The 21819-nt window shown below is 46.7% G+C and carries 24 protein-coding genes; 6 read left to right on the plus strand and 18 right to left on the minus strand.

From position 1 onward, the window contains the following. Positions 1-297: 297 nt before the first annotated feature. The 3 genes from BLU57_RS04170 to BLU57_RS16820 all read right to left on the minus strand — a co-directional run bounded on the left by BLU57_RS04170 (position 298) and on the right by BLU57_RS16820 (position 2366). Positions 298-540, minus strand: a complete 243-nt coding sequence (locus BLU57_RS04170; protein ID WP_090316671.1) for a hypothetical protein — start codon at positions 538-540, stop codon at positions 298-300. Between the two features lie 168 nt (positions 541-708). Beyond that, on the minus strand, positions 709-1920 hold the full coding sequence (locus tag BLU57_RS04175; protein ID WP_090317081.1) for a BaiN/RdsA family NAD(P)/FAD-dependent oxidoreductase: 1212 nt from the start codon (positions 1918-1920) through the stop codon (positions 709-711). 59 nt (positions 1921-1979) lie between these two features. Next, a complete protein-coding gene (locus BLU57_RS16820; RefSeq protein ID WP_371113139.1) occupies positions 1980-2366 on the minus strand; it encodes a twin transmembrane helix small protein in 387 nt (128 codons plus the stop codon). Positions 2367-2412: 46 nt separating this feature from the next. Here BLU57_RS16820 and miaA point away from each other — a divergent pair, with 46 nt between their 5' ends. Together miaA and BLU57_RS04190 are read left to right on the plus strand one after the other, a co-directional pair. Continuing rightward, a complete protein-coding gene (miaA, locus tag BLU57_RS04185) occupies positions 2413-3333 on the plus strand; it encodes a tRNA (adenosine(37)-N6)-dimethylallyltransferase MiaA (RefSeq protein ID WP_256206126.1) in 921 nt (306 codons plus the stop codon). Positions 3334-3574: 241 nt separating this feature from the next. Further along, entirely contained in the window at positions 3575-3871 is a 297-nt protein-coding gene (locus BLU57_RS04190) for a BON domain-containing protein (RefSeq protein WP_256206125.1), read from the plus strand. 68 nt (positions 3872-3939) lie between these two features. On the opposite strand, the gene dapD is transcribed toward BLU57_RS04190, so the two are convergent. The 5 genes from dapD to BLU57_RS04215 all read right to left on the minus strand — a co-directional run bounded on the left by dapD (position 3940) and on the right by BLU57_RS04215 (position 8599). After that, positions 3940-4764 (minus strand): 2,3,4,5-tetrahydropyridine-2,6-dicarboxylate N-succinyltransferase, encoded by an 825-nt coding sequence (gene dapD / locus BLU57_RS04195; protein ID WP_090316679.1) that lies wholly within the window; start codon positions 4762-4764, stop codon positions 3940-3942. Positions 4765-4802: 38 nt separating this feature from the next. Further along, positions 4803-5999: a succinyldiaminopimelate transaminase gene (dapC, locus tag BLU57_RS04200; protein WP_090316682.1), complete on the minus strand. Its 1197-nt coding sequence runs from the start codon at positions 5997-5999 to the stop codon at positions 4803-4805. A gap of 154 nt (positions 6000-6153) precedes the next feature. Then, complete coding sequence (locus BLU57_RS04205; protein WP_090316685.1) at positions 6154-6852, minus strand: hypothetical protein; 699 nt, start codon at positions 6850-6852, stop codon at positions 6154-6156. Positions 6853-7373: 521 nt separating this feature from the next. After that, on the minus strand, positions 7374-7709 hold the full coding sequence (locus BLU57_RS04210) for a DUF4156 domain-containing protein (protein WP_090316688.1): 336 nt from the start codon (positions 7707-7709) through the stop codon (positions 7374-7376). A gap of 110 nt (positions 7710-7819) precedes the next feature. Beyond that, positions 7820-8599, minus strand: a complete 780-nt coding sequence (locus BLU57_RS04215; protein ID WP_256206124.1) for a DUF5995 family protein — start codon at positions 8597-8599, stop codon at positions 7820-7822. A 304-nt stretch (positions 8600-8903) separates the two neighbouring features. Here BLU57_RS04215 and BLU57_RS04220 point away from each other — a divergent pair, with 304 nt between their 5' ends. Further along, positions 8904-9890 (plus strand): malate dehydrogenase, encoded by a 987-nt coding sequence (locus BLU57_RS04220; protein WP_090316691.1) that lies wholly within the window; start codon positions 8904-8906, stop codon positions 9888-9890. A 47-nt stretch (positions 9891-9937) separates the two neighbouring features. On the opposite strand, the gene BLU57_RS04225 is transcribed toward BLU57_RS04220, so the two are convergent. Beyond that, positions 9938-11137: a lytic murein transglycosylase gene (locus BLU57_RS04225; RefSeq protein ID WP_090317089.1), complete on the minus strand. Its 1200-nt coding sequence runs from the start codon at positions 11135-11137 to the stop codon at positions 9938-9940. A 73-nt stretch (positions 11138-11210) separates the two neighbouring features. Then, entirely contained in the window at positions 11211-11651 is a 441-nt protein-coding gene (fur, locus tag BLU57_RS04230) for a ferric iron uptake transcriptional regulator (protein WP_090316694.1), read from the minus strand. A gap of 50 nt (positions 11652-11701) precedes the next feature. On the opposite strand from fur, the gene BLU57_RS04235 reads away from it, so the two are divergent. Genes BLU57_RS04235 through BLU57_RS04245 form a run of 3 tightly spaced genes read left to right on the plus strand, consistent with a single transcriptional unit; the run spans position 11702 to position 13823 of the window. Continuing rightward, complete coding sequence (locus BLU57_RS04235; protein ID WP_256206123.1) at positions 11702-12172, plus strand: outer membrane protein assembly factor BamE; 471 nt, start codon at positions 11702-11704, stop codon at positions 12170-12172. A gap of 20 nt (positions 12173-12192) precedes the next feature. Continuing rightward, positions 12193-12999: a 4-hydroxy-tetrahydrodipicolinate reductase gene (gene dapB / locus BLU57_RS04240; RefSeq protein ID WP_090316700.1), complete on the plus strand. Its 807-nt coding sequence runs from the start codon at positions 12193-12195 to the stop codon at positions 12997-12999. 20 nt (positions 13000-13019) lie between these two features. Further along, positions 13020-13823: a symmetrical bis(5'-nucleosyl)-tetraphosphatase gene (locus tag BLU57_RS04245; protein WP_090316719.1), complete on the plus strand. Its 804-nt coding sequence runs from the start codon at positions 13020-13022 to the stop codon at positions 13821-13823. Here the strand turns inward: BLU57_RS04245 and BLU57_RS04250 are convergent. From BLU57_RS04250 to aroB, 8 genes are all read right to left on the minus strand, one after another. Then, a complete protein-coding gene (locus BLU57_RS04250; RefSeq protein ID WP_090316722.1) occupies positions 13774-14568 on the minus strand; it encodes a lysophospholipid acyltransferase family protein in 795 nt (264 codons plus the stop codon). The two genes, BLU57_RS04245 and BLU57_RS04250, sit on opposite strands and share 50 nt — an antisense overlap. 155 nt (positions 14569-14723) lie before the next feature. After that, complete coding sequence (locus BLU57_RS04255; protein ID WP_090316724.1) at positions 14724-15041, minus strand: P-II family nitrogen regulator; 318 nt, start codon at positions 15039-15041, stop codon at positions 14724-14726. A 48-nt stretch (positions 15042-15089) separates the two neighbouring features. Next, a complete protein-coding gene (locus BLU57_RS04260) occupies positions 15090-16046 on the minus strand; it encodes a sodium-dependent bicarbonate transport family permease (protein ID WP_090316726.1) in 957 nt (318 codons plus the stop codon). 300 nt (positions 16047-16346) lie between these two features. Then, positions 16347-17621 (minus strand): sensor histidine kinase, encoded by a 1275-nt coding sequence (locus tag BLU57_RS04265; protein WP_090316729.1) that lies wholly within the window; start codon positions 17619-17621, stop codon positions 16347-16349. Continuing rightward, positions 17596-18291, minus strand: a complete 696-nt coding sequence (locus tag BLU57_RS04270; protein WP_090316732.1) for a response regulator transcription factor — start codon at positions 18289-18291, stop codon at positions 17596-17598. The genes BLU57_RS04265 and BLU57_RS04270 overlap by 26 nt, the downstream gene beginning before the upstream one ends. 31 nt (positions 18292-18322) lie before the next feature. Further along, the gene (gene hemE / locus BLU57_RS04275) at positions 18323-19396 is read right to left on the minus strand and encodes a uroporphyrinogen decarboxylase (protein ID WP_090316735.1); all 1074 of its coding nucleotides are present in this window, start codon (positions 19394-19396) and stop codon (positions 18323-18325) included. A 150-nt stretch (positions 19397-19546) separates the two neighbouring features. After that, on the minus strand, positions 19547-20668 hold the full coding sequence (locus tag BLU57_RS04280; protein WP_090316737.1) for a deoxyguanosinetriphosphate triphosphohydrolase: 1122 nt from the start codon (positions 20666-20668) through the stop codon (positions 19547-19549). Next, on the minus strand, positions 20665-21762 hold the full coding sequence (gene aroB, locus BLU57_RS04285; protein ID WP_256206130.1) for a 3-dehydroquinate synthase: 1098 nt from the start codon (positions 21760-21762) through the stop codon (positions 20665-20667). The genes BLU57_RS04280 and aroB overlap by 4 nt, the downstream gene beginning before the upstream one ends. Positions 21763-21819 lie beyond the last annotated feature (57 nt).

Consider the following 21819-nt stretch of genomic DNA (forward strand, 5'->3'; position numbering starts at 1 on the left):
TAAATTAACCTATTTTTACCCTTAATTTAACCACGCCTCTCAGGCTAGTCGACCTTACCCCTCAAAGTCAAGTCATTTGTCATAAAATCTCCTCCCTTCCTCAAGGGATTTAATCTCCACCCTCTCTCATTTCCCCTTTATCTACAAGGATTAATTGATAATGACCCACTCACTAATGATTTTAGAAAAATTAATTATCGATTGCAGAATTTGACCTTCCGTTTGTCACAAAAACGATCCTTTAATATATTCCGGGCAGCTTCAAAAAGATATCAAGAATTCTCTTCTTTTTTCTTTTCATTTCATAGTACTTACAACCGATATATTAACTATGAACATTATAATTCCGAGTATTAGCCAATTTCTTCCTGCTTTCTTTGCAGCCGGATTATCCTTCTTATAAAAGGTATAACCCATGGCAACCCCGATGACAGGAAAAAGTATAGTACCGATAATAATTGCTATATTTTGCCCGCTTGAAACGACAGGCTTATCATTGTCAGAAATATTTTCGTTTTTTTCATCACTATTTGTTTTCATATTTTCAAGTAAAAAAGCTATGTTATAAATCTAATCCATTGTAAAAAATGGATTTACTATAAGCATGGAGTCGATTTGTTCAAATTATCTCAACTGCGAAACTGACTCTATATATCCCAATCGATAAGTTATGCACCAGTTATCGGAATAGATATTTGCAATTATCAATCAAACCGCCTGACCAGCTGCATACCCCGATGACCAAGCCCATTGAAAATTATATCCGCCCAGTTGACCGGTAACATCAACCACCTCTCCGATGAAATATAACCCCGATATGTGCCTGGATTCCATTGTTTTGGAAGATAATTCATGCGTATCAACACCGCCCAATGTTACTTCCGCCTTCTTATAGCCGGTTGTTCCACTAGGCACAACTTGCCAATCATGAATTTTATCCGCCACTTGACGTAATTCATTGTCATGAAATTGATTCATTGGTTTTGTCGTGATCAATAGCTCAGCAAAGTTCACCGCACACCAGATCTGCACAAACCGCTTGGGTAAATAGCACGCTAGCAAATTTGATAGCATCAATGCACTTTGCCTATATTCTAGGAAAATCTGTTGTGCGTTCTGTTGTGGCAATAAATCGATATGTAGCGGTTTACCTGGTTGCCAATAGGAAGAAATTTGCAGAATAGCCGGACCGCTTAAGCCCCGGTGAGTAAATAAAACATTTTCACGGAACGAAACACCGGCGCAACTGACTGCGGCATCGACTGATATTCCCGAAATATCTTTAAAGCCTGCAAAATCTCCAGCGGTAAAAGTCAAACCCACTAAACCAGGACGTAACGATGTCACACGAATGCCAAATTGATCGGCTATTTGATAACCAAATGCACTGGCGCCGATCTGCGGAATGGACAAGCCACCCGTCGCAATGACCAATGAATCCACAGCAACGATATTGCGTTCGGTTGTGATTAGGAATTTTTTCTTGGCGTATTGTTCGTCGTTATTGACGGAAACGTGTTCAACTCGTTGTACTTGGGAAGGCATTTGCCACTCCACACCCGCCTTCGCACATTCATGCTGCAACATATCGATAATCTGCTGCGAGCTATTATCGCAAAACAATTGCCCTGATTTTTTTTCATGATAGCGAATGCCATGTTTTTCAACCAACGCAATAAAATCTTGTGGTGTAAAACGCGCTAATGCGGAACGGCAAAAATGCGGATTTGCGGAAAGATAGTTTTCCGCAGTGGCATGTCGATTGGTGAAGTTGCACCGGCCACCGCCGGAAATACGGACTTTTTCGGCCAGCTTTCGCGCATGATCGAGCAGTATGACGCTACGGCCTCGTTTACCAGCTTCAATCGCACACATCATGCCGGCCGCGCCTGCACCGATGATGGCGACATCTTTGGAAATTTTTCTCAAGGCCACTGATACAACAAGCGCATCAATATTCCTTGAATACTGCAATCATCTTAATCAGTAACCATATCTAAGCAATCAGCTGCCATATCTAAACAATCAGTATCCATATTCAATCTGTACCATACCATCATGACAATAAATAAAAAAAGCGACAAACCAATGCGGATGCTCAAAGATCTCACCATGCGTGTGGAGTTACCTTTATCGTTATACATGTAATATAGTGCAGATCCTAAGCTATATAATATGAGGAGAAATAATACGGCAGCAAAGATTTTCAATGGTTTGTTCCTAGAAAAATTAAATTTACCAAAGTTTAGCCGAGTTTCACTGAATGTCCAATGGCTATTTAGCGATAAAACGGCAATAATCCATGGCATTCCCAAAGCTATTGTCTGTTTAGACGATACCTGATTTCTTTCATCCAACAACCACATCACAGCAATGCAAAATTCAATCGGGTTGCCGCCCGCAATTCTATTAATGGGTCCAACTGCCAGTGGTAAGAGCCGGATTGCTTTGGATATCGCGGAAAATTTTCCGGTTGAAATTGTCAGCGTGGATTCCGCTCAAGTCTATCGTTTCATGGATATAGGAACTGCAAAACCCGATCCAGCGGTGCTGAACAAGATACCACATCATTTAATCAACTTGATCGATCCGGATCAGCATTATTCCGCCGCGCAATTCCAACGGGATGCGCTTGGTATGATGCATGACATTACCCAACGTAATAAGATTCCATTATTAGTGGGCGGCACCATGTTGTATTTCCGCGCTCTGCAAGAAGGTCTTTCTCCGTTGCCTTCCGCGAATCCAGATCTTCGCCAAAAGCTGGAAAACATGGCGCAGGAACTGGGCTGGCCAGCCATGCATCAAAAGCTCGCAGAATTGGATCAGGAAACGGCTGCACGAATCAAGCCCACCGACAGTCAGCGGATTCAGCGCGCGCTGGAAGTATGTCTCCTGACTCAACAACCGATGTCCGAAATTCTAAAAGCACCCCGGAAAAGTAATTTTCCTTTTCAGACCATCAACATCGCACTCATACCCAGTGAACGTAGTCAATTACACCTACGCATCGCGCATCGTTTTGAAGCGATGCTGAAGCATGGACTCATCGACGAAGTTCAAGCAATTCGCGGTAAGTTTTCTTCACTCGGTACTGAATCACCCGCGATGCGTTGCGTCGGTTATCGTCAAACCTGTCTTTACTTGGATAACGAAATCACCAGCACTGAATTGCATGACATGGGCATAGCCGCCACCCGCCAGTTGGCCAAACGTCAACTCACCTGGCTGCGCGGCATGAAAACCGGTACAGTGCAAGAATTCGATTGTCTGGCAAATAATTTGTCCACGCACGTACAACATTTTTTGCAAGCAACGATTGAAAAAAATTGATGTAGTATGGGAAAACGCTTGTTCTCGATACATTTTGCATAAACTGGCTTGTCTAGCTGCGGCTTGTAGCGTTATGATTCCATACTACGGCAAGGGATTAATATCATAATTCACTAAAAATAGCATGACATAACGCTTTCGTCGTATTTAACAATACTCGAATTTAATTTCAGGAAATCATCGATAGGATAGAAACATTATGCAAACGCGTATTCATTTATTCACTTTAATCATACTCTTGATGAGTATGATTATATTGACCGGCTGTGAAAACTATGCCGAGAAAACACACGAATCTTGGATCACACCACCATCCGGTCCGGTTTATGACGACTCGACCATTTTCGCGCGTATTACACAGGCGATACAATCGGATCCTGTATTGCAAGGCGCCAATATCGATATCAAAGTACAAGACGGCAATGTCGCCTTGAAAGGCGCTGTCAGTAACGAAGATCAGATGACGCGCATCAACATGCACGCCTGGATCGTGGACGGTGTGAAAAAAGTCGACAACCAAGTGACTATCAGGAAGTAAGCACCCATCAATAAAAAATCCCCTGAACGGGGATTTTTTATTACGCCCTATTGAAATATCTAATTAAATCAGATACCGCGCAACAACTCGTTGATACCCGTTTTTGACCGGGTCTTGGCATCCACCTGTTTGACGATCACTGCGCAATACAAGCTGTATTTTCCATTCTCAGCAGGTAAATTGCCCGAGACGACAACCGATCCTGGCGGAATACGGCCATAGCTGACTTCACCGGTTTCGCGGTTATAAATTTTTGTGCTTTGGCCAATGTAAACACCCATCGAAATCACCGAATTTTCACCGACAATAACGCCTTCCACAACTTCCGAACGAGCGCCGATAAAACAATTGTCCTCGATGATCGTCGGATTCGCCTGCACCGGCTCCAATACACCGCCGATACCGACACCGCCAGACAAATGCACATTCTTACCGATTTGCGCACACGAACCGACCGTAGCCCAGGTATCGACCATCGTGCCTTCATCGACATACGCGCCGATATTGACATACGACGGCATCAATACAACGTTGTTGGCGATGAATGAGCCTTTACGCACGGCGGCGGGCGGCACGACACGGAAACCGCCATCACGGAAATCCCGCGAGCTGTAATCCGCGAATTTCGATGGTACTTTGTCAAAATAATTGGAAAAACCGCCTTTGATAAAGTTATTGTCCTCGATGCGAAACGACAACAACACTGCTTTCTTCAACCACTGGTGCGTTACCCATTCGCCATTGATTTTCTCAGCCACGCGTAATTTACCGCCATCCAGCATCGCAAGAACTTGAGTAACCGACTCTTTCAATTTGGCATCGACATTACGCGGGGTAATCTCCGCACGGCGATCAAAAGCTTCTTCGATGGTGGCTTGCAATTCATTTGTCATTTAATTTTTCCTGTAATTTAATTCTCAACTTTGTCGAATCATAGTATTTGCAGCAAACGCTTAATTCTGTTCATGGCTTCAATGCACTCTTCCAGGGATGTAACCAGTGCAATGCGCACAAAATCTTTTCCCGGATTTGCACCATGCGCGTCACGCGCCAGAAAACTGCCCGGCAGCACCGTCACATTATAATCTTGATACAACCGTTTGGTGAATTCGGTATCGCTGATGGGGGTTTTAATCCACAAATAAAAGCTTGCATCCGGCATCTGTACAGTGGTTGCATCCGACAATATTGCGACAGCGCTGGAAAATTTCTGCGCATACAAACGGCGGTTTTCTATGACATGCGCCTCATCACCCCAAGCTGCGGCACTGGCCGCTTGCGCCGCCGGATTCATCGCGGAACCATGATACGTGCGGTACAACAGAAATTTCTCCAATAATTGCGCATTCCCGGCCACGAAACCGGAACGCAACCCCGGCACATTCGAGCGTTTTGATAGACTATTAAACACCACCAGACGGGGAAAACCGGTTCTCCCCAATTGTTGGGCCGCATCCAGTGCACCGAGGGGCGGATTCTTTTCATCGATATAAATCTCCGAATAGCATTCGTCCGAAGCCACCACAAAACCGTACCGGTCCGACAACGCGAACAACGCACGCCAATCGTCCAGCGTCATCACGCTACCGGTCGGATTGTTGGGTGAACAGACATAAATCAATTGCGTGCGCGACCATACCGTCTCCGGTAACTGACCGTAATCCAGCTTGAAATGGTTTTCCGGCAAGGTGTTAATAAAATGCGGTTCAGCGCCCGCCAGAAACGCAGCGCCCTCGTAAATCTGATAAAACGGATTAGGGCAAACCACCGCCGGTTGTTTGGCGTTGCAGCTATCGATCACGGTTTGCGCAAAAGAAAATAGCGCCTCGCGACTGCCGTTGACCGGAATAACCTCAGTCTCCGGATCGATCCCTGCAAGGTTATAACGCCGCTTGGCCCATCCCGCGATACTATTGCGCAGCGCCGGTATCCCCAATGTCGTCGGATAAGTCGACAAACCATCCAGATTATCCGTCAGCGCCTGACGGATAAACCCAGGCGTGGCATGTTTCGGTTCGCCGATTTGCAGCTCAATGGGTTTTAGTGCCGCATTACGTGTCACGCCGTCAAATAGTTGCCGCAGTTTCTGGAAGGGATAAGGTTGCAGTTGATTCAGATTTGGATTCATACGCTATTGGATGCAGTGCTTAGTTATGTGCATTTACACCGCTCATCCAGAAAGATTAGATTAGTTGTGATGCACGGATTATAAAGCGGGTGAGAGAGAATGACCAACTTGTGCAGCATAAAAACCCGCAATCCATTCCATTGTCCTATCGAACTCACCGATCAATGACTTCGATTTCCGCAACAACCGATCTGAGACCTAATCCGTAGGCATTTCCGTATGATCTGCGATCGCTGTAATGTACTTTCACCAATGCAGCATTTTTTAACGCATTGATCGCAAAATCATACAGGTCGTGATCATCAATCATTAAATGATGAAAGTTACTACCGCCGCGGCCAATCTGCAGCGTCATATAATAAATTCTGCTCACGTTCTTGTTTCTGGTTAAATTGGTAATTCTACCGACCTTGACTCCACTTGATACCTCAGGATCGGAAGTATGGATATTGCCGATAAAATGTTTCTGCTCCCATGAAAAATCCTGATCGACTGGGTAAATTTCCAGTAATTCATTAGGTTGTGCACAAGATAACAAATCATTGCTTTTTGGAAATTTAAACTCAACGACCACATTCTTACCGATAAAACTTTCAATTTCCTCATACCGGTTTTTTTCAAAACAGAATTGCCACAAATGCGCTGAACCAATATTCGAGAAACTCTCATGCCCCAGCGAAATTTCTCCTACGTAAACCTTATTAATACTACGTTCTTGGCGCACATTGCTTAGTTGACCATAGACATAGCCTTCAGCAGCCATAAGTAAAGGTCCGGCGAAACCCGGCAGCGGTAACGATGCAACCATCAGCAAAAGCATGAATACAACACCTTTGTATTTCATTGATTTCATGATTAGTCTCTCCGTATTGTTATTTAATGAGTGTGTATGGAAAGATGGTCAGTTGATCGAAGGAAAAGAAATGCAGCATGAACGAAAGTTCATTTTCCCGGCAATCCCGGCGCACTCAATTGGTAAGACCGCGCACATAGCAGTGCGTCAAATTGAACGTCGTTGTGGTACCACACGACACACATAGTCCCGCTGCGGCTCGGTCGGCAAACATAATTTCAGTCTCATTTTTTGGACGTTCATCTACTGATGAATCCCTGCACAGCGCTGTGGTAAAAATCACATACATCGGGAGGCAATTATTGGATACTGCAATGGCTAGAATGCAGAAACGAATCTCCCTCCTTTCTCTTCTGCTCAGCGCTTCAACTTACGCCGATAAAGTTGAAGATATTTCCCGGTCAAATGGATTTAATTGTCCATTTGACTTTTTTATTGAAATTCCATCCCTTACAAGCCCGGATCAGCGGGCAGCCACGAATCCAGGTTGCAATAGCTTGTTTTATGGTTAGAGAAGAAAGTTAATTCATATTCGTGCGTTTGGGTTGGAAGCACTGATAAACAGCAAAACTGCGTCTGCCGTCGCCAATTTCCGAAATGGGGATGATCGTATCGCCTCCCATCAAAGCCGCTTCGTTGCGTGCGAGATCGGCCAATTCTTCGGCCACCTTGTCTGCATCGCGGCTGAATATGACACGACTGACAACTTTTGCATTCACTTTGCCCAGCCGTTTGCACGGCTCGATCGCTTTAGCCGATTGCACCAAGCGCACACCTTCGCCTTGCGGTGTGACTTGCACCCATGCGCAGGAAGACAGTATTAAAATGCTACCAATAGCAGTAAAGATTATTTTCATGGGATAGCTCCTGTATGAGGCAATAAGATTTGAGCAGATGGCTGCTCTTTCGCTTTGAATTATTATCCTTCATTAGCTGCAAATAGTCTTGGACATACAGCCACAATACATCATTCCAGAATTTCAATACGCTGACGCGTTGTTCCCCGTTCGCCCAGGCGAATGATGCCGATAATCAGTGATCCGTAAAAACCCGGATGGGAAATCACGTTTGAGAACAATGCCATCATGCCATCTTTTTCAACGATAGCCTGCTTACGCTGCACTTCGGACAAAGGCGATAGTTTTTCCGCGAATGACCAGGCCGCATCGCGCGCTTTTTCCATGCTGAAGTTGATGATGGCGGTTTCGACACTACCGAGAAAGCGATTGAGCAACCCCAGAATAGGCCATATTTCCGCCAGCTCACTTTGCACACCGCCAACCAAACCCGCCAATACTTGGTTGATTTTCTCAAAATCCCCTTTGAGGTTTTGCAATTCTCCCGGCGGTACGGTTTCCGCCGCAGCGATTCCCAGATCCAGATTGATATGCGCATTCATGCCGAGCAGCAAGTGCTGTAACACAATCGGCCACCAATGTTGCGTCGCATCAAATGCGCGCACCCAGGATTTTGTCGGTGTTTGTCCGGTCTGGTATAGATAGCATGCATGAATGTAGCGGTTGGCGAAGATCACGTCGAGACGTTCCATGCGCGGACCGTCGTCAAAGTAGTTTTCTGCAATACCATGCTTCACTTGAATCGTGACCTTACGGTATAGAGCGGCAAAGTAGCCCATGCGGGAATCATTTTGTTTTGACCACTCAACGATGGCAGTGAGCTGCACGATCACTTCATCGATTGTAGTCGCGGGGGTCGCTATTGCGGAAGGAAAGCTGGTATCTGCCATAAAATCTCCTAATATATTTATGAACTTTCGCATCATACGCAATGCTTGCCGTGATGCAAGTAACGGATGCGAATAGAACCGGTCATTCCACATAAGCTTCGCGTCGAATCCTGCAATGCAACTTTGGCCGGGTTGGTTGCCTCTTACTATTCTGTTATGCAATCAACACGCTATCGCAATCTTATTTTCATAAACAAACTTGCTCTTCCACGAGACTCTGATTGCAAGTATAATTCCGTTCACTTTTCCCCATATACCGCCAATTTTCCAGTCTTATTGGTGGCTTTTAGAGGATTGGAAAAAAATGAAATCGCCTATTCGAATTGCTGTTACCGGCGCAACCGGACAGATTTGTTATAACCTGTTATATCGCATTGCAGCAGGCGAGATGCTTGGTAAAGATCAGCCGGTTATTCTGCAATTACATGACATTACCGAAGCACAACCATTGTTTGATGGTATCGTCATGGAATTATATGACTGTGCTTTTCCGTTGCTAAGCGGAATTATCACCACGGATAATCCCGAAGTCGCATTCAATAACGCGGATATTGTTTTGCTCGTTGGCGCGCGTCCGCGCGGCGAAAATATGGAACGCAAGGATCTGCTGGCAGCCAACAGTCCCATTTTTATCCAGAATGGCAGAGCACTTAATACCGCTGCAAAACGCAATGTCAAAGTATTGGTCGTTGGCAATCCCGCCAACACAAATGCCTACATCACGATAAAAAATGCCCCTGATCTCGATCCAAGCAATTTCTCCGCGATGTTGAGACTGGATCACAATCGCGCATTGTCACAAGTTGCGTTAAAACTTCACGTGCCGGTATCGGATATCAAGCGAATGATCGTATGGGGAAATCATTCCAATACGCAATTTCCTGATTTAAGTCATGCCACCGTTGGGAACAACAGTGTTTCCTCTTTAATTACCGACCCTGCGTGGATAGAAAATTATTTCATCCCGGTCGTACAGAAACGTGGCACAGCCATTATCGAAGCACGCCGCGGCAAGTCTAGCGCGGCCAGCGCAGCCAATGCGATCATCAATCATATGCAGGATTGGATTTTTGGCACCCGGGAAGGAGACTGGGTGTCGATGGGTGTGCCCTCGAACGGCAGCTACGATATACCACGAGGCGTTATCTACAGTTTTCCCGTTACCTGTCAGAACGGTCAATATAAAATTGTCGAAGGGCTGGAAATAAGTCCATCGGACCGGGAAAAAATGCAAAAAAGCTATCAGGAACTCGTTACCGAGCAAGAAGCGATCAAGCATTTACTGGCTTAAACTGCAGCAATACTCTATAAGAAATCGCAACCCGCTTTGTAAGCGCTTTAGCGCGATCCGATGCTAGCCGCTTCGCGAACGGCAATCAATATTCCCGCATCTAAATGACCATCCGCGATACGTTGTGTCTTTTGCTGAAAAAGACTGATTGCCTTACGGGTGGCTGAACCTAATATGCCATCCGCTTCTCCGGCATCAATTCCGAGCGTGGTTAAATCCATTTGAAGTTGACGCACTTGTTCCCGGGATATTTTTGCCGAGTCCACCGGTGGCGCACGGAATAAAGGAGCCGCACCTGCGATGCGATCCGCCAAGTGTCCAACCGATAGCGCATAGAACTCGGAACGGTTCCAACGCATGATGATATAAAAATTCTTGGTGACCAAGAATGCAGGGCCTTGATAACCCGAAGGAATGATTAACGCTGCTTTTTGTGCCGCCGGCGTCAATGGTGCTCCCGAAGTCGTCGTAACCCCTAATTTTGTCCACTCTTCAAAACTCAGCATCTGATCACGCCCAGCGAGCGAGTAATCAAAGGATCGGGGCAAAAGCACTTCTTGCCCCCAATTTAAACCAGGAATCCACCCTAACTGCTGCAAAAAATTGGCCGCCGAACCCATCGCATCCGGAATACTGCCCCATAGATCGCGCCGCCCGTCTCCGTCGACATCCTTGGCATAGCGCAAAAAAGTCGATGGCATGAATTGCATATGCCCCATGGCACCCGCCCAGGAACCGATCATGCGTTCCGCGGTGATATCGCCCGCCTCCACAATCCGCATGGCGTTAAACAGCTCTTGAGTAAAAAAAGTGCTCCGGCGCGTGTCACAGGCCAGCGTAGCTAAAGAATCCAACACCGACCAGTCGCCAAAATGACCACCGTAACTGGTCTCCAGTCCCCAGAAGGAAATCAGAAATTGTGCCGGAATACCGCTGTCCCGTTGAATCTGATTCAGTAAAGTGTGATGTTTGGCATACAAATCCCGGCCACGCTGTATGCGATCTTCGTTGATCCGTGTCGTGAAATAATTTGCAAATGTTTGCGTGAACTCAGGTTGGCGCCGATCCAGCTCAATGATACGTGGCAGCCGTTTGACCCTACTCAGCACTTGATTGACTGTCTTATCGGAAATACCTTCCAGGCGCGCTTGCGATTTCATTCGGGCAATACATTCGCCAAAACCGCTGTCATCAGCATAGACCGGCTGTGCGCACGTCAAAACTATGAGTGCCGCACCCCATCGCATTTTCCACCAACTCCGCTTTTTTGCGAAATGAAATAGATCACGAATGTGATGAGGAATGGCCGCTGGTATCATATTATTTTCGGTGCGGACAGTTTTGCTTCGTACAATCCGCGTAAAGTGACAATGAATGTTCTTGCAGCGTAAAACCGCGTTCCTTCGCAATGGCTATCTGCCGTTTCTCAATTTCCGCATCGTAGAACTCTTCAACGCGGCCACATTGCAAACATACCAAGTGATCATGATGGCCATCTCCTTTCAGCTCAAACACGGCTTTGCCGCTTTCAAAGTGATGCCGCTCCAATAATCCGGCTTGCTCAAATTGTGTCAAAACGCGATAGACAGTAGCCAGCCCAATATCCTCGCCTTCGCTGATCAGCTCTTTATAAACATCTTCTGCCGACAGATGACGCACACTGCTTTGCTCAAATAAATTTAATATTTTAAGTCTGGGCAGTGTTGTTTTAAGACCAATATTTTTGAGATCAATACTTTTCAGATCGTCGAAGTTACCCATGGTTATCTCTGTCTAGAAAATTATTTACTGTATCATATGCTGTGTTCACTTTGGAAACATATAATATCAACAAAATGGTTGCAAAATTTTCCGTATTGATCGCTTTCTTGCTGCTGACAGGATGTTCATTGCTTCCTCATGTTCTCTATAAAATCGATGTACAGCAAGGTAATGTTGTTACAGAAGAAATGCTGGAGAAACTAAAACCCGGCATGACCAAATCCCAGGTACTTTTTGTTTTAGGCTCGCCGCTCATCATGGATGCTTTCCGCGACAATCGCTGGGATTATGTTTATCTTTTTCGTAAGCATGGGGATCTCGTTGAACAAAAACGAGTAACTCTTTTCTTTGCGGATGATTCCTTGTCTAGTATTGAAAATTACTTAGCGAGTTCTCCGGATCCCATAAAGCCCAAACCGGTTCAAGCAAAAACAGAGCAAAAAACCGGACAAAAAGAAATGGTTCCTGACGATGATGACGATCTCTGTAACGTACCCAGCACAGTCTCTATAAAACCTTAATTATCAAACTATTGCAGAAAATGATTACGCAAAAAATCGCTATTGCCGGAAGCTCCGGCCGTATGGGCCGTACTTTGCTGGAAGCCGTGACGCAAGCACCCGATATGCAGCTTGGAGCGGCATTGGAAAGAATTGATAGTCCTTATTTGAATAAGGATGCCGGCGAGTTAATCGGCGCGCATTGCGGCGTCCCTATTGTCAGTGATTATGCGCAAGCCCTGAGGAGTTGTCATCATTTAATCGATTTCACGCGCCCCCAAGGTACCCTTGCCCATCTCTCCGTGTGCCGCGAAGCGGGTGTAAAAATGGTAATCGGAACCACCGGCTTCTCGCCGGAAGAAAAAGCTTTACTGCAACAAGCCGCTCAAGATATCGCCATCGTATTTGCGCCCAATATGAGTGTCGGTGTGAACGTCACTTTCAAATTATTGGAAATCGCCGCGAAAGTGCTCAATGAAGGCTACGATATTGAAATCATCGAAGCGCATCACCGCCATAAAGTGGACGCGCCATCCGGCACTGCTTTGCGTATGGGTGAAGTCATCGCTGATGCACTGAAAAGAGATTTAAGTGAAGTAGCGGTATATGGCCGAGAAGGCGTAACCGGCGAAAGAAAGCCGGAGACCATTGGATTTGCGACTATTCGTGCTGGCGATATTGTCGGTGATCATACCGCTATGTTTGCCGGTATCGGTGAACGCGTGGAAATTTCCCATAAAGCCAGCAGCCGGATGACTTTTGCCATGGGCGCATTGCGCGCCGTGCGCTTTCTTGCCGACAAGCCCAATGGTTTGTTTGATATGCAGGATGTACTGGGTCTGCGTTAACATTCTTTACCGCTATTTTCATGGCAACGTATGCGATCGGTGATTTGCAAGGCTGCTTCACTGAATTTCAACAATTGCTCGAAGTTATTCGCTTTGATCCCGCCCAGGATAAACTTTGGCTGGTAGGCGATATCGTTAATCGCGGCCCCGATTCACTGCCCTTGTTGCGTTGTATCAAACAGGCCGGCGATGCGATACGCATGGTTCTCGGCAATCATGACTTGCATTTGCTCATGGTTGCAGCGGGAATGGCCGCAAATCATCCCAGCGACACGATTCAAGCGATTCTCGATGCACCTGACCGTAATGAGCTGTTGCATTGGCTACGACAGCAAAAATTATTTCACGTTGAAGGCCAGTACGCCATGGTGCATGCCGGATTATTGCCATCGTGGTCTATTGCACAAGCCGGACAACTTGCCCATGAAGTTGAAACTGCGTTGCGTCACGACGATCACCATGAGTTATTCGCCCGGATGTACGGCAACGAGCCCAATTACTGGCAAGACGATTGGACCGGTTATATCCGGCTTCGGGTCATCATCAATGCAATGACACGCATGCGGGTATGCACGCTGGACGGGCGGATGAATTTCGCTTTTAAAGGTAATCCGCAATCCATCCCGGACGGCTATATGCCATGGTTCAGCGTACCGCACCGGATCAGTCAGAACACCACTATCGTTTGCGGACATTGGTCCGGATTAGGATTGCACATTACGGATCATTTAATCGCGTTGGATAGCGGTTGCGTATGGGGAGGTCAATTGTCCGCTATCCGGCTGGAAGATCGGAAAGTTTTTCAGATTCCTTGTGCGCAATAGGCAGCGATAAAGCATTCGCAACTGCTTGCTCAGACAAACGCGCCAGTTCCCGCCGGTTTTTCATGCCGCAGGGAATCGGCGAATCAAATGTCAGTTCTACATCAATACTTGTAAGACTCAGAATTTTTTGCAACGACAAGACCAATGAGGGATCGATATAAGCGGCTTCCTTGCAAATGCCACCGAGGTTATTGCGATAGCCGATTGCAACCGGATACAGCATGGCATCCGCAGTAACCGCCGCTTGCAGCAATGAGGCATGAAAATGGTTGATCTGCGTCCCATCGGTTGTGGTGCCTTCAGGAAATATCGTTACTCGCTCTCCCTTATCCAGCACATCACTAATTTGTTGATTGATACGCAGCGTATCGCTGCGTTTTGCACGTTCTATAAACAATGTACCAGCATTCCGGCTTAGCAAACCTAAGACAGGCCAGCGGCTAATTTCGGCTTTGGCAACAAAACGAGTCGGGCATGCCGCCATCAAAACACAAACATCCAGCCAGGATACGTGATTCGCTGCAAACAATACCCTCGGCATATCCGTCGTGGGTAATTTACCGTGGCAATGCAACCGGATCGCAAGAGTGGACAATAAACCGGTCGCCCAGCGTTGCATCATGGTGCGCTGAATCGACAAAGGAAAATAGGGATAAACAATTGATTGCAATAAACCTGAGATAACATGCAGCAGTAAATGAATCAGGCGGATGATGCGCAATAGCAGCGGTGTATTTTTTTGCATGAAGAGAACTGTGCAGAGGAACTGGCTTGGTAATGGTTGCTGCGACCAACCCTATCATTATTTTGCAAAAAACTAAGGGAACTGTAATACACGCAAGATTTTTTTGCGTGTATTACAGAAACTAAACAGTGAGTCTATACAAAAAACATCAACAACTAATAAGAAACAGCCGGTCCTTCAAGCCACAGGCAATCCGAAATCAGACACATGCCAGCCAAGCCTTTCAGCACAGGTCTCAGTTCACTGGCAATCTTTTGTGCTTGTTCGTCTTTACAGGCGAGAACAACCATCACGTTCTCCTGTTCCATCAAAACATCACCAGGATCGCGCACACCGCGTGATCCGAGCCCACCAGCCTGTTTAAGAACAGTGTAACCACGCACTGAGCATTTTTCTAACAATTCCGTTAATTGTTCAAGTTGTTCAATACCAACAACAATCTCGAATCGTTTCATTGCGATTGAATTATTCATATTTTTTCCCGAAAAGTCAGATAATTATTAAATAAACGGCAATAGTTTTTAGACTGCAATGCCATGGAACCAATGCGCCATTTCCCAGTAAATCGGTACACCGATAAAGATGTTAAAGGGGAAGGTCACACCCAGAGATGCGCCAATTGACAACGCAGGATCCGCATCGGGCACAGCAATACGCATAGCAGCGGGTGCAGCGATATAAGAGCAGCTAGCATACAGTACGGCCAGCAACATCGTACCGCCTTCCGATAAACCGAAAATCCAACCCAGATATGCACCAAACATACCAGCGGTTAACGGGAACAGAATACCAAACGCAATAATGAAGACACCTTTATCCATCACCGCTTTCAACCGTGCTGCTGCGAGCAGACCCATTTCCAGCAGGAAGAATGCCAAAACACCCATGAATAAGTCCATGAACATTTTATCCAATGGTGACACCAGCTTAACCACGCCTGCGTAATAACCGATTAACACGCCAACAATCAGCAGATAAAGACTGGTACCGGTCAAAATTTCGTGCATCAACTTGCCCCACTGGGTTTTTTCACCGCCAGCACCCGCGCGCGCCAAGATTGTACCGGTTACCAAAGCAGGAATTTCCATCAGTGCCATGATGAGAACCATATAACCTTCGGAAGGTTCATCTTTCGCAGCCAGGAAAGCCACACCTACGGCAAAAGTCACCGCACTGACGGAGCCATAGTGCGCAGCGATTGCACCTGCATCCGCCTGGGTGAATTTACCAATGAATCTTAAAATCGGATATGCGGTTAGTGGAATCAATGCTGCTAAAATAACCATAGAAACAGCGATAGGCAGTACTTCCATAATCTCGTACTTGGCCATCGATACACCGCCTTTAAAGCCGATAGCGATCAACAGAAAGAGACTTAAGCTCTTATACAGCGCTTCGGGAATTTTCAAGTCAGATTTAATAACACCTGCCAAGACCCCCGCAACAAAAAAGAAAACTACCGGTTGTATAGTAGTCATTCAACACTCCCTATTTATTAGTTATATAGTTTATAAAAATCTTTAACAAACAGCATCCAAGAAGACGCCGCAGACTAGAAACGAAACAAAAAGATGCCAGGAAACTGTAAGGTTTCTTGGGTAAATCCATTCCGTTAAAACCGAGATTTTACAAAAAGTAAAAATCTCGGGAATCTGTGGCGACAAGAAGCACACATCTTAGATCTGGAAACCCGTGAGTGAACAGCCTTTCACACGGAAACGTTAACATAGGAAATGTGAAGAAATCGTGAAGAAAAAGAAATGCTACTTACTAAATAATTAAGGAAAAATGATATGAAAAGTGGTGCCTTTTCCTGGCGTGCTATCGACTTCGATATTCCAACCGTAGTGATTGCAAATTCGCTTAACAATCGCAAGCCCTATCCCCAGCCCTTCTCCTTGCGTCGAACCGCGGAAGAACCGTTCGTAGAGTAGCGGCAAATAGGCCGGTTCTATTCCTATACCGGAATCTGAAACGGATAACCGCCGATTATTAAATTCGATCCGGATGTATCCTTTTTGAGTATATTGCACAGCATTACGAATCAAATTCATTAATGTCGTATGTAATGCCTGACGGTTGACCGTCAACACGACATCCGGCGCAATTAGAACTTCAAAAGTAAGATTTTTCCTGGCAATCTCGACACACAATGGATCTGCGGCGTCATAAACACATTCAGCCACAGCCACAGTTTCAATGACACCCAACGCTTGTTCGCGTGCAAGAAACAACAAAGCTTGCAGTTGTTCCCCCATACGGGCGGCGGCTGCTTCGATCATCTTCACGCGATGGTAGGCTTTAATTGGAATATCTGCGCCCGCAATCAGTAATTCACAGCTGGTCAGAATGGTGGTGATGGGGGTTCTTAATTCATGACTGATATTCGCCGTAAACTCTTGTTCACGTTGCAGCATCCGTTTAATCCGGTTCTGATAATCATCCAGCGCCCGCGCAAGCTGGGCAACTTCCTCGTCCATGTCCTGCTGGGCCAAAAGCCCATGTTGAACATCACCCGGAGCTAATCGATTAACTCGTTCCGCCAAGTCCGTCACTTGCTGAACCAGCACTCTGGCCAATAAATAACCTACAAAAAAGGCGATTGCAACCACGACGAGCCATGACATGACAATCAATAGCCTGAGTTCCTGCAACCGCTGCTTATGTAACGTAATGCGATAGGCCACCACAAATTTTACTTCACCGATGGCATGGACTAAGACATGAAAATCATCCACTCCGTAATAGATTTTATGATAATCCGGGTTGAGCCCCCGCAAATACGCGGGAAGCCGCAGCTCCTCCTCCATATTATGGACGACGTAACTCTTCAGATGTGAACCAACCTGGGAAATAAAATCCGAGTGTTTTTGATAGCGTTGAACAAGATGATCCATTTCCATCTTAATCACTTGCTCAATATGCGCTTCCTCAATGTTGTCGGAAGCAAAATAAAGAATGATGCACAAAGTGCCTACAGTAAAAATACTGAATGTCGCCAACGCCACAGCGACACGGTAGCGAAGGCTACGTTCTATCGGAAATCTGTGCACGAGAAGTTAAGCAGTAGCCAAGTCCATGAACTGTTTCAATAGGATCATATCCGCCAGCTTTGGTGAGTGCACGCCGTAAAATATGCATATGGCTGCGCAACGTACCGCTGGTTTCCTGAACATCCTCCCACGCTTCCAGCTCGAGTTCTTCCCGGCTGAATACTTTACCCGGTTCGCTCATCATCAATGCCAATAAACGAATACACTTGGGCGGAAGCTTGACGTTCTTGTTTTCAAAACGAATGGAAAGTGTTTTAGGATCAAAGGAAAGTTTGTCAAATTCCAATGTGCGGTTGGCAACTTTACCGACATAGCGTTTATGCATTGCCAGCAAACGTGCTTCAACTTCTTTTAACGCAAAGGGTTTGATCAGATAATCGTCCGCCCCTTGTTCGAAGCCCGCTAGCTTATCTTCCAGCGTGTCTCGCGCAGTAAGCATCAGAATCGGCGTATCGATCTGCGATTCCTGGCGCAATTTCCGGCACAGCGTCATACCGTTCATGCCGGGCAATCCTAGATCCAGCAGAATGGCATCAAATCGCTGTGTCACTGCAAGATGAAGTCCTGCTACACCATTGACAGCCGCATCCGCCGTATGCCCCCGGGACTCCAGAAAGTCATACAGATTGGCGGCAATCGCCAAATCGTCTTCAATAATCAATATATGCATACAACCACCTGCAGTGATGATTTAATTCTTGTTAACCCCTTACCGCATGGAATTCACGGCTTAAGGTATGAACAGCATCCACCAGGGCTGCTGCATTTTCCGGCGGCGTAAACTGAGAAATGCCATGCCCCAGATTAAACACATGGCCACTTCCGTTGCCATAACTGGCCAATATCTTCGCTACTTCCGCGGTGATGACTTCCGGAGGTGCAAAAAGCACCGATGGATCCAAATTTCCCTGCAAAGCAACTTTATTGCCCACACGCCGCCGCGCATCGCCGATATCGATTGTCCAATCCAATCCGACCGCATCGCAGCCGATGTCCGCAATCGCTTCCAGCCACAGTCCCCCACCCTTGGTAAACACAATGTTGGGAATGCGTACGCCATCGTGTTCCCGTTTCAATCCGGCAATAATTTGCTGGATATAGCGCAGCGAGAACTCTTTATAAGCTGAATGCGAAAGCGCACCGCCCCATGTATCAAAAATCATAACCGTCTGCGCACCGGATTCAATTTGCGCGTTAAGATAAGCGATCACCGCCTTTGCATTCACATCCAGTATATGGTGTAGCAATTCGGGGCGTTGATACAGCATGGTTTTAATTTCACGGAATTCGGTACCCCCGCGCCCTTCCACCATATAACACGCCAATGTAAAGGGACTACCGGAAAAACCAATCAAAGGCACACGGTTATCCAATGCGTTACGGATTTCCGAAACCGCATCCATGACATAGCGTAAATCCGTATTGGGATCCGGAACTTTCAATGCGCGAATTTCTTTTTCCTCGCGCAGAGGATGTTTAAACATCGGTCCTTCACCTTGGGCAAAATATAATCCCAGCCCCATGGCATCAGGTATGGTCAAAATATCCGAAAACAATATGGCGGCATCCAGCGGAAAACGAGCCAGAGGTTGCAGGGTGACTTCGGTTGCAAATCCAGGATTTTTACACAAGGATAAGAAATCCCCGGCGCGTGCCCGGGTAGCATTATATTCCGCCAGATAGCGGCCTGCTTGCCGCATCAGCCAGACAGGTGTGTATTCAATGGGTTGTTTCAGTAATGCGCGTAGGAACGTATCATTCTTCAGTGTTGTCATTAAAAAGCCTATGTTTTATCTTTCTTTTGAAAGGCTGTTTCTATCTAGAATCAGGCCTTTTTTCAATCGTTAATATTACCAGCGAATAGCGATCACGTATATTGCTAATCCGGCACATGCAGCAGCCGGCACTTTACAAATGCTGAAAAATTAACTCTCCGCGATGGCAAATAAGCGCTGATATTCTTTGATCGCATAGCGATCTGTCATCCCGGCAATATAATCTGCGATTGCCTGGTGTCCTTCCTGTGCAAATTTTTTCTGATACTTAACCGGCAGCAATTGTACTTCCGTGCTGAATGCCGCGAACAACCGTTCAATCGTGTGGCGCGCTTTGTTACTCATCCGCACGACACGAAAATGCCGGTACAAATTATCAAACAAAAATTTCTTCAATTCCTGCTGCTCTTGCTTTATCTGCTGGCTAAAACCGATCAGCGGCGGCGCTGCATGCACATCGACCAGATGCTCGATACCGGCATCCAGGATGTTACAGGTGCTTTGCCGGGTCAGATCGGTAACCAGTGTATTGATCATGCTGCGGATTGTTTCATACACCATTCTGCGTTCCGGCAACACGGGGTATTTATCTTGCACGTGCTGCAAATGACGCGAAAAAATAGATACTTCTTGCAATTGTCCCAATGTGATTAAACCTGAGCGCAGCCCATCATCGATGTCATGATTATTGTAAGCGATTTCATCGGCGAAATTAGCCAGCTGCGCTTCCAGAGAAGGCCTTTTATGCTGCAAAAAACGCTCACCCAGGGAACCCAGCTTGGGAATATTTTTCCTCGCCACATGTTTGATGATTCCTTCGCGCGTTTCATAACAGAGATTCAGGCCGTCAAAAGCTCCATACCGCTCTTCCAGCACATCAACCACGCGCAAGGATTGCAGGTTATGTTCAAAACCACCGTAATCGCGCATGCAGTCGTTCAGTGCATCCTGACCGGCGTGCCCAAACGGCGTATGTCCCAGATCATGCGCCAGCGTAATGGCTTCGACCAGATCCTCGTTTAATCCCAAGTTTCTTGCAATCGAGCGCCCGATTTGCGCCACTTCCAAACTATGCGTCAGGCGCGTGCGGAACAAGTCGCCTTCATGATTAACAAACACCTGAGTTTTATATTCCAGGCGGCGGAATGCAGCGGAGTGTATGATGCGATCACGGTCGCGCTGAAATTCACTGCGCCCGCTCGCCAGTTCTTCCTGAATCGCCCGCCCGCGCGAATTATCGCAAGACACGGCATAAGCAACCCGTTTACTCATTCCGTCATGCAAGCCAGGATGGTTTCGTTCAAAACGGCGGGTGTGATGTCCGCGCGCATCACTGCTTCACCGATACGATTGAGCACGATAAAGCGCGTTTTTCCGGATTCCACCTTCTTATCCAGCAGCATCAGCTCTAAATATTTCTCCGCTGGCATTTCCGGTGCAACAACCGGCAATCCCGCCTGGATAAAAATCTTGCGGATGCGCTGAACATCCGCCTCGCTGATCAGTTTCATGCGCCGGGATAATTCCGCTGCCATTACCGTTCCGGCCGCCACGGCCTCGCCATGCAGCCAAACGCCATAGCCCATGCCATTTTCAATCGCATGGCCAAAAGTATGTCCCAGATTCAGCAAAGCCCGGATGCCTTTTTCTTTTTCGTCCGCGGCGACAATTTCCGCTTTATTTTCGCAACTGCGCTGAATCGCTTCGTTCAATGTCACAGGATCGCGCGCCAATAAGCGGTGCATATTTTGCTCCAGCCAATCAAAAAAAGCCGGATCGCGAATCAAACCGTACTTGATAACTTCCGCCAAACCCGCACGTAACTCTCGATCGGGCAAGGTATTTAACGTTGCGCTATCCGCCAATACCATCAGCGGCTGATAAAAAGCACCAATCATATTTTTACCCAACGGATGATTGATGCCGGTTTTACCGCCTACCGATGAATCCACCTGCGCCAGCAGTGTTGTCGGAATCTGGATAAAAGGCACGCCGCGCAAATAAGTCGCCGCCGCGAATCCGGTCAGATCACCGACCACACCGCCACCAAGCGCCAATATCGTGGTATTCCGTTCGCAGTGATTTTTTAACAGCGCATCGAAGATGATATTAAGCGTTTCCCAGTTTTTATGGGTCTCACCATCCGGCAGAATAATCGGCATCGTACGAACCCCCTGCTTTTCCAGCGCCGTTTGCAGTTTCTCCAGATAGAGCGGCGCGACGGTGGAATTGCTGACAATCGCAACGCGCTTTTGCGGCAAGCACGACACAATCAAATCAATGTGCTGCAGAATACCGTGTCCGATATGGATCGGGTAACTGCGCTTTTCCGCTGACGGAGTAAAATCAACCATAATGGTTTGCATAATATTGCTCTGATCACCTTGCATGATAGTGTTGAAATCAATCGATATTAATTTGTT

Source organism: Nitrosomonas oligotropha, assembly GCF_900106555.1.
Classification (GTDB): Bacteria; Pseudomonadota; Gammaproteobacteria; order Burkholderiales; family Nitrosomonadaceae; genus Nitrosomonas; species Nitrosomonas oligotropha_A.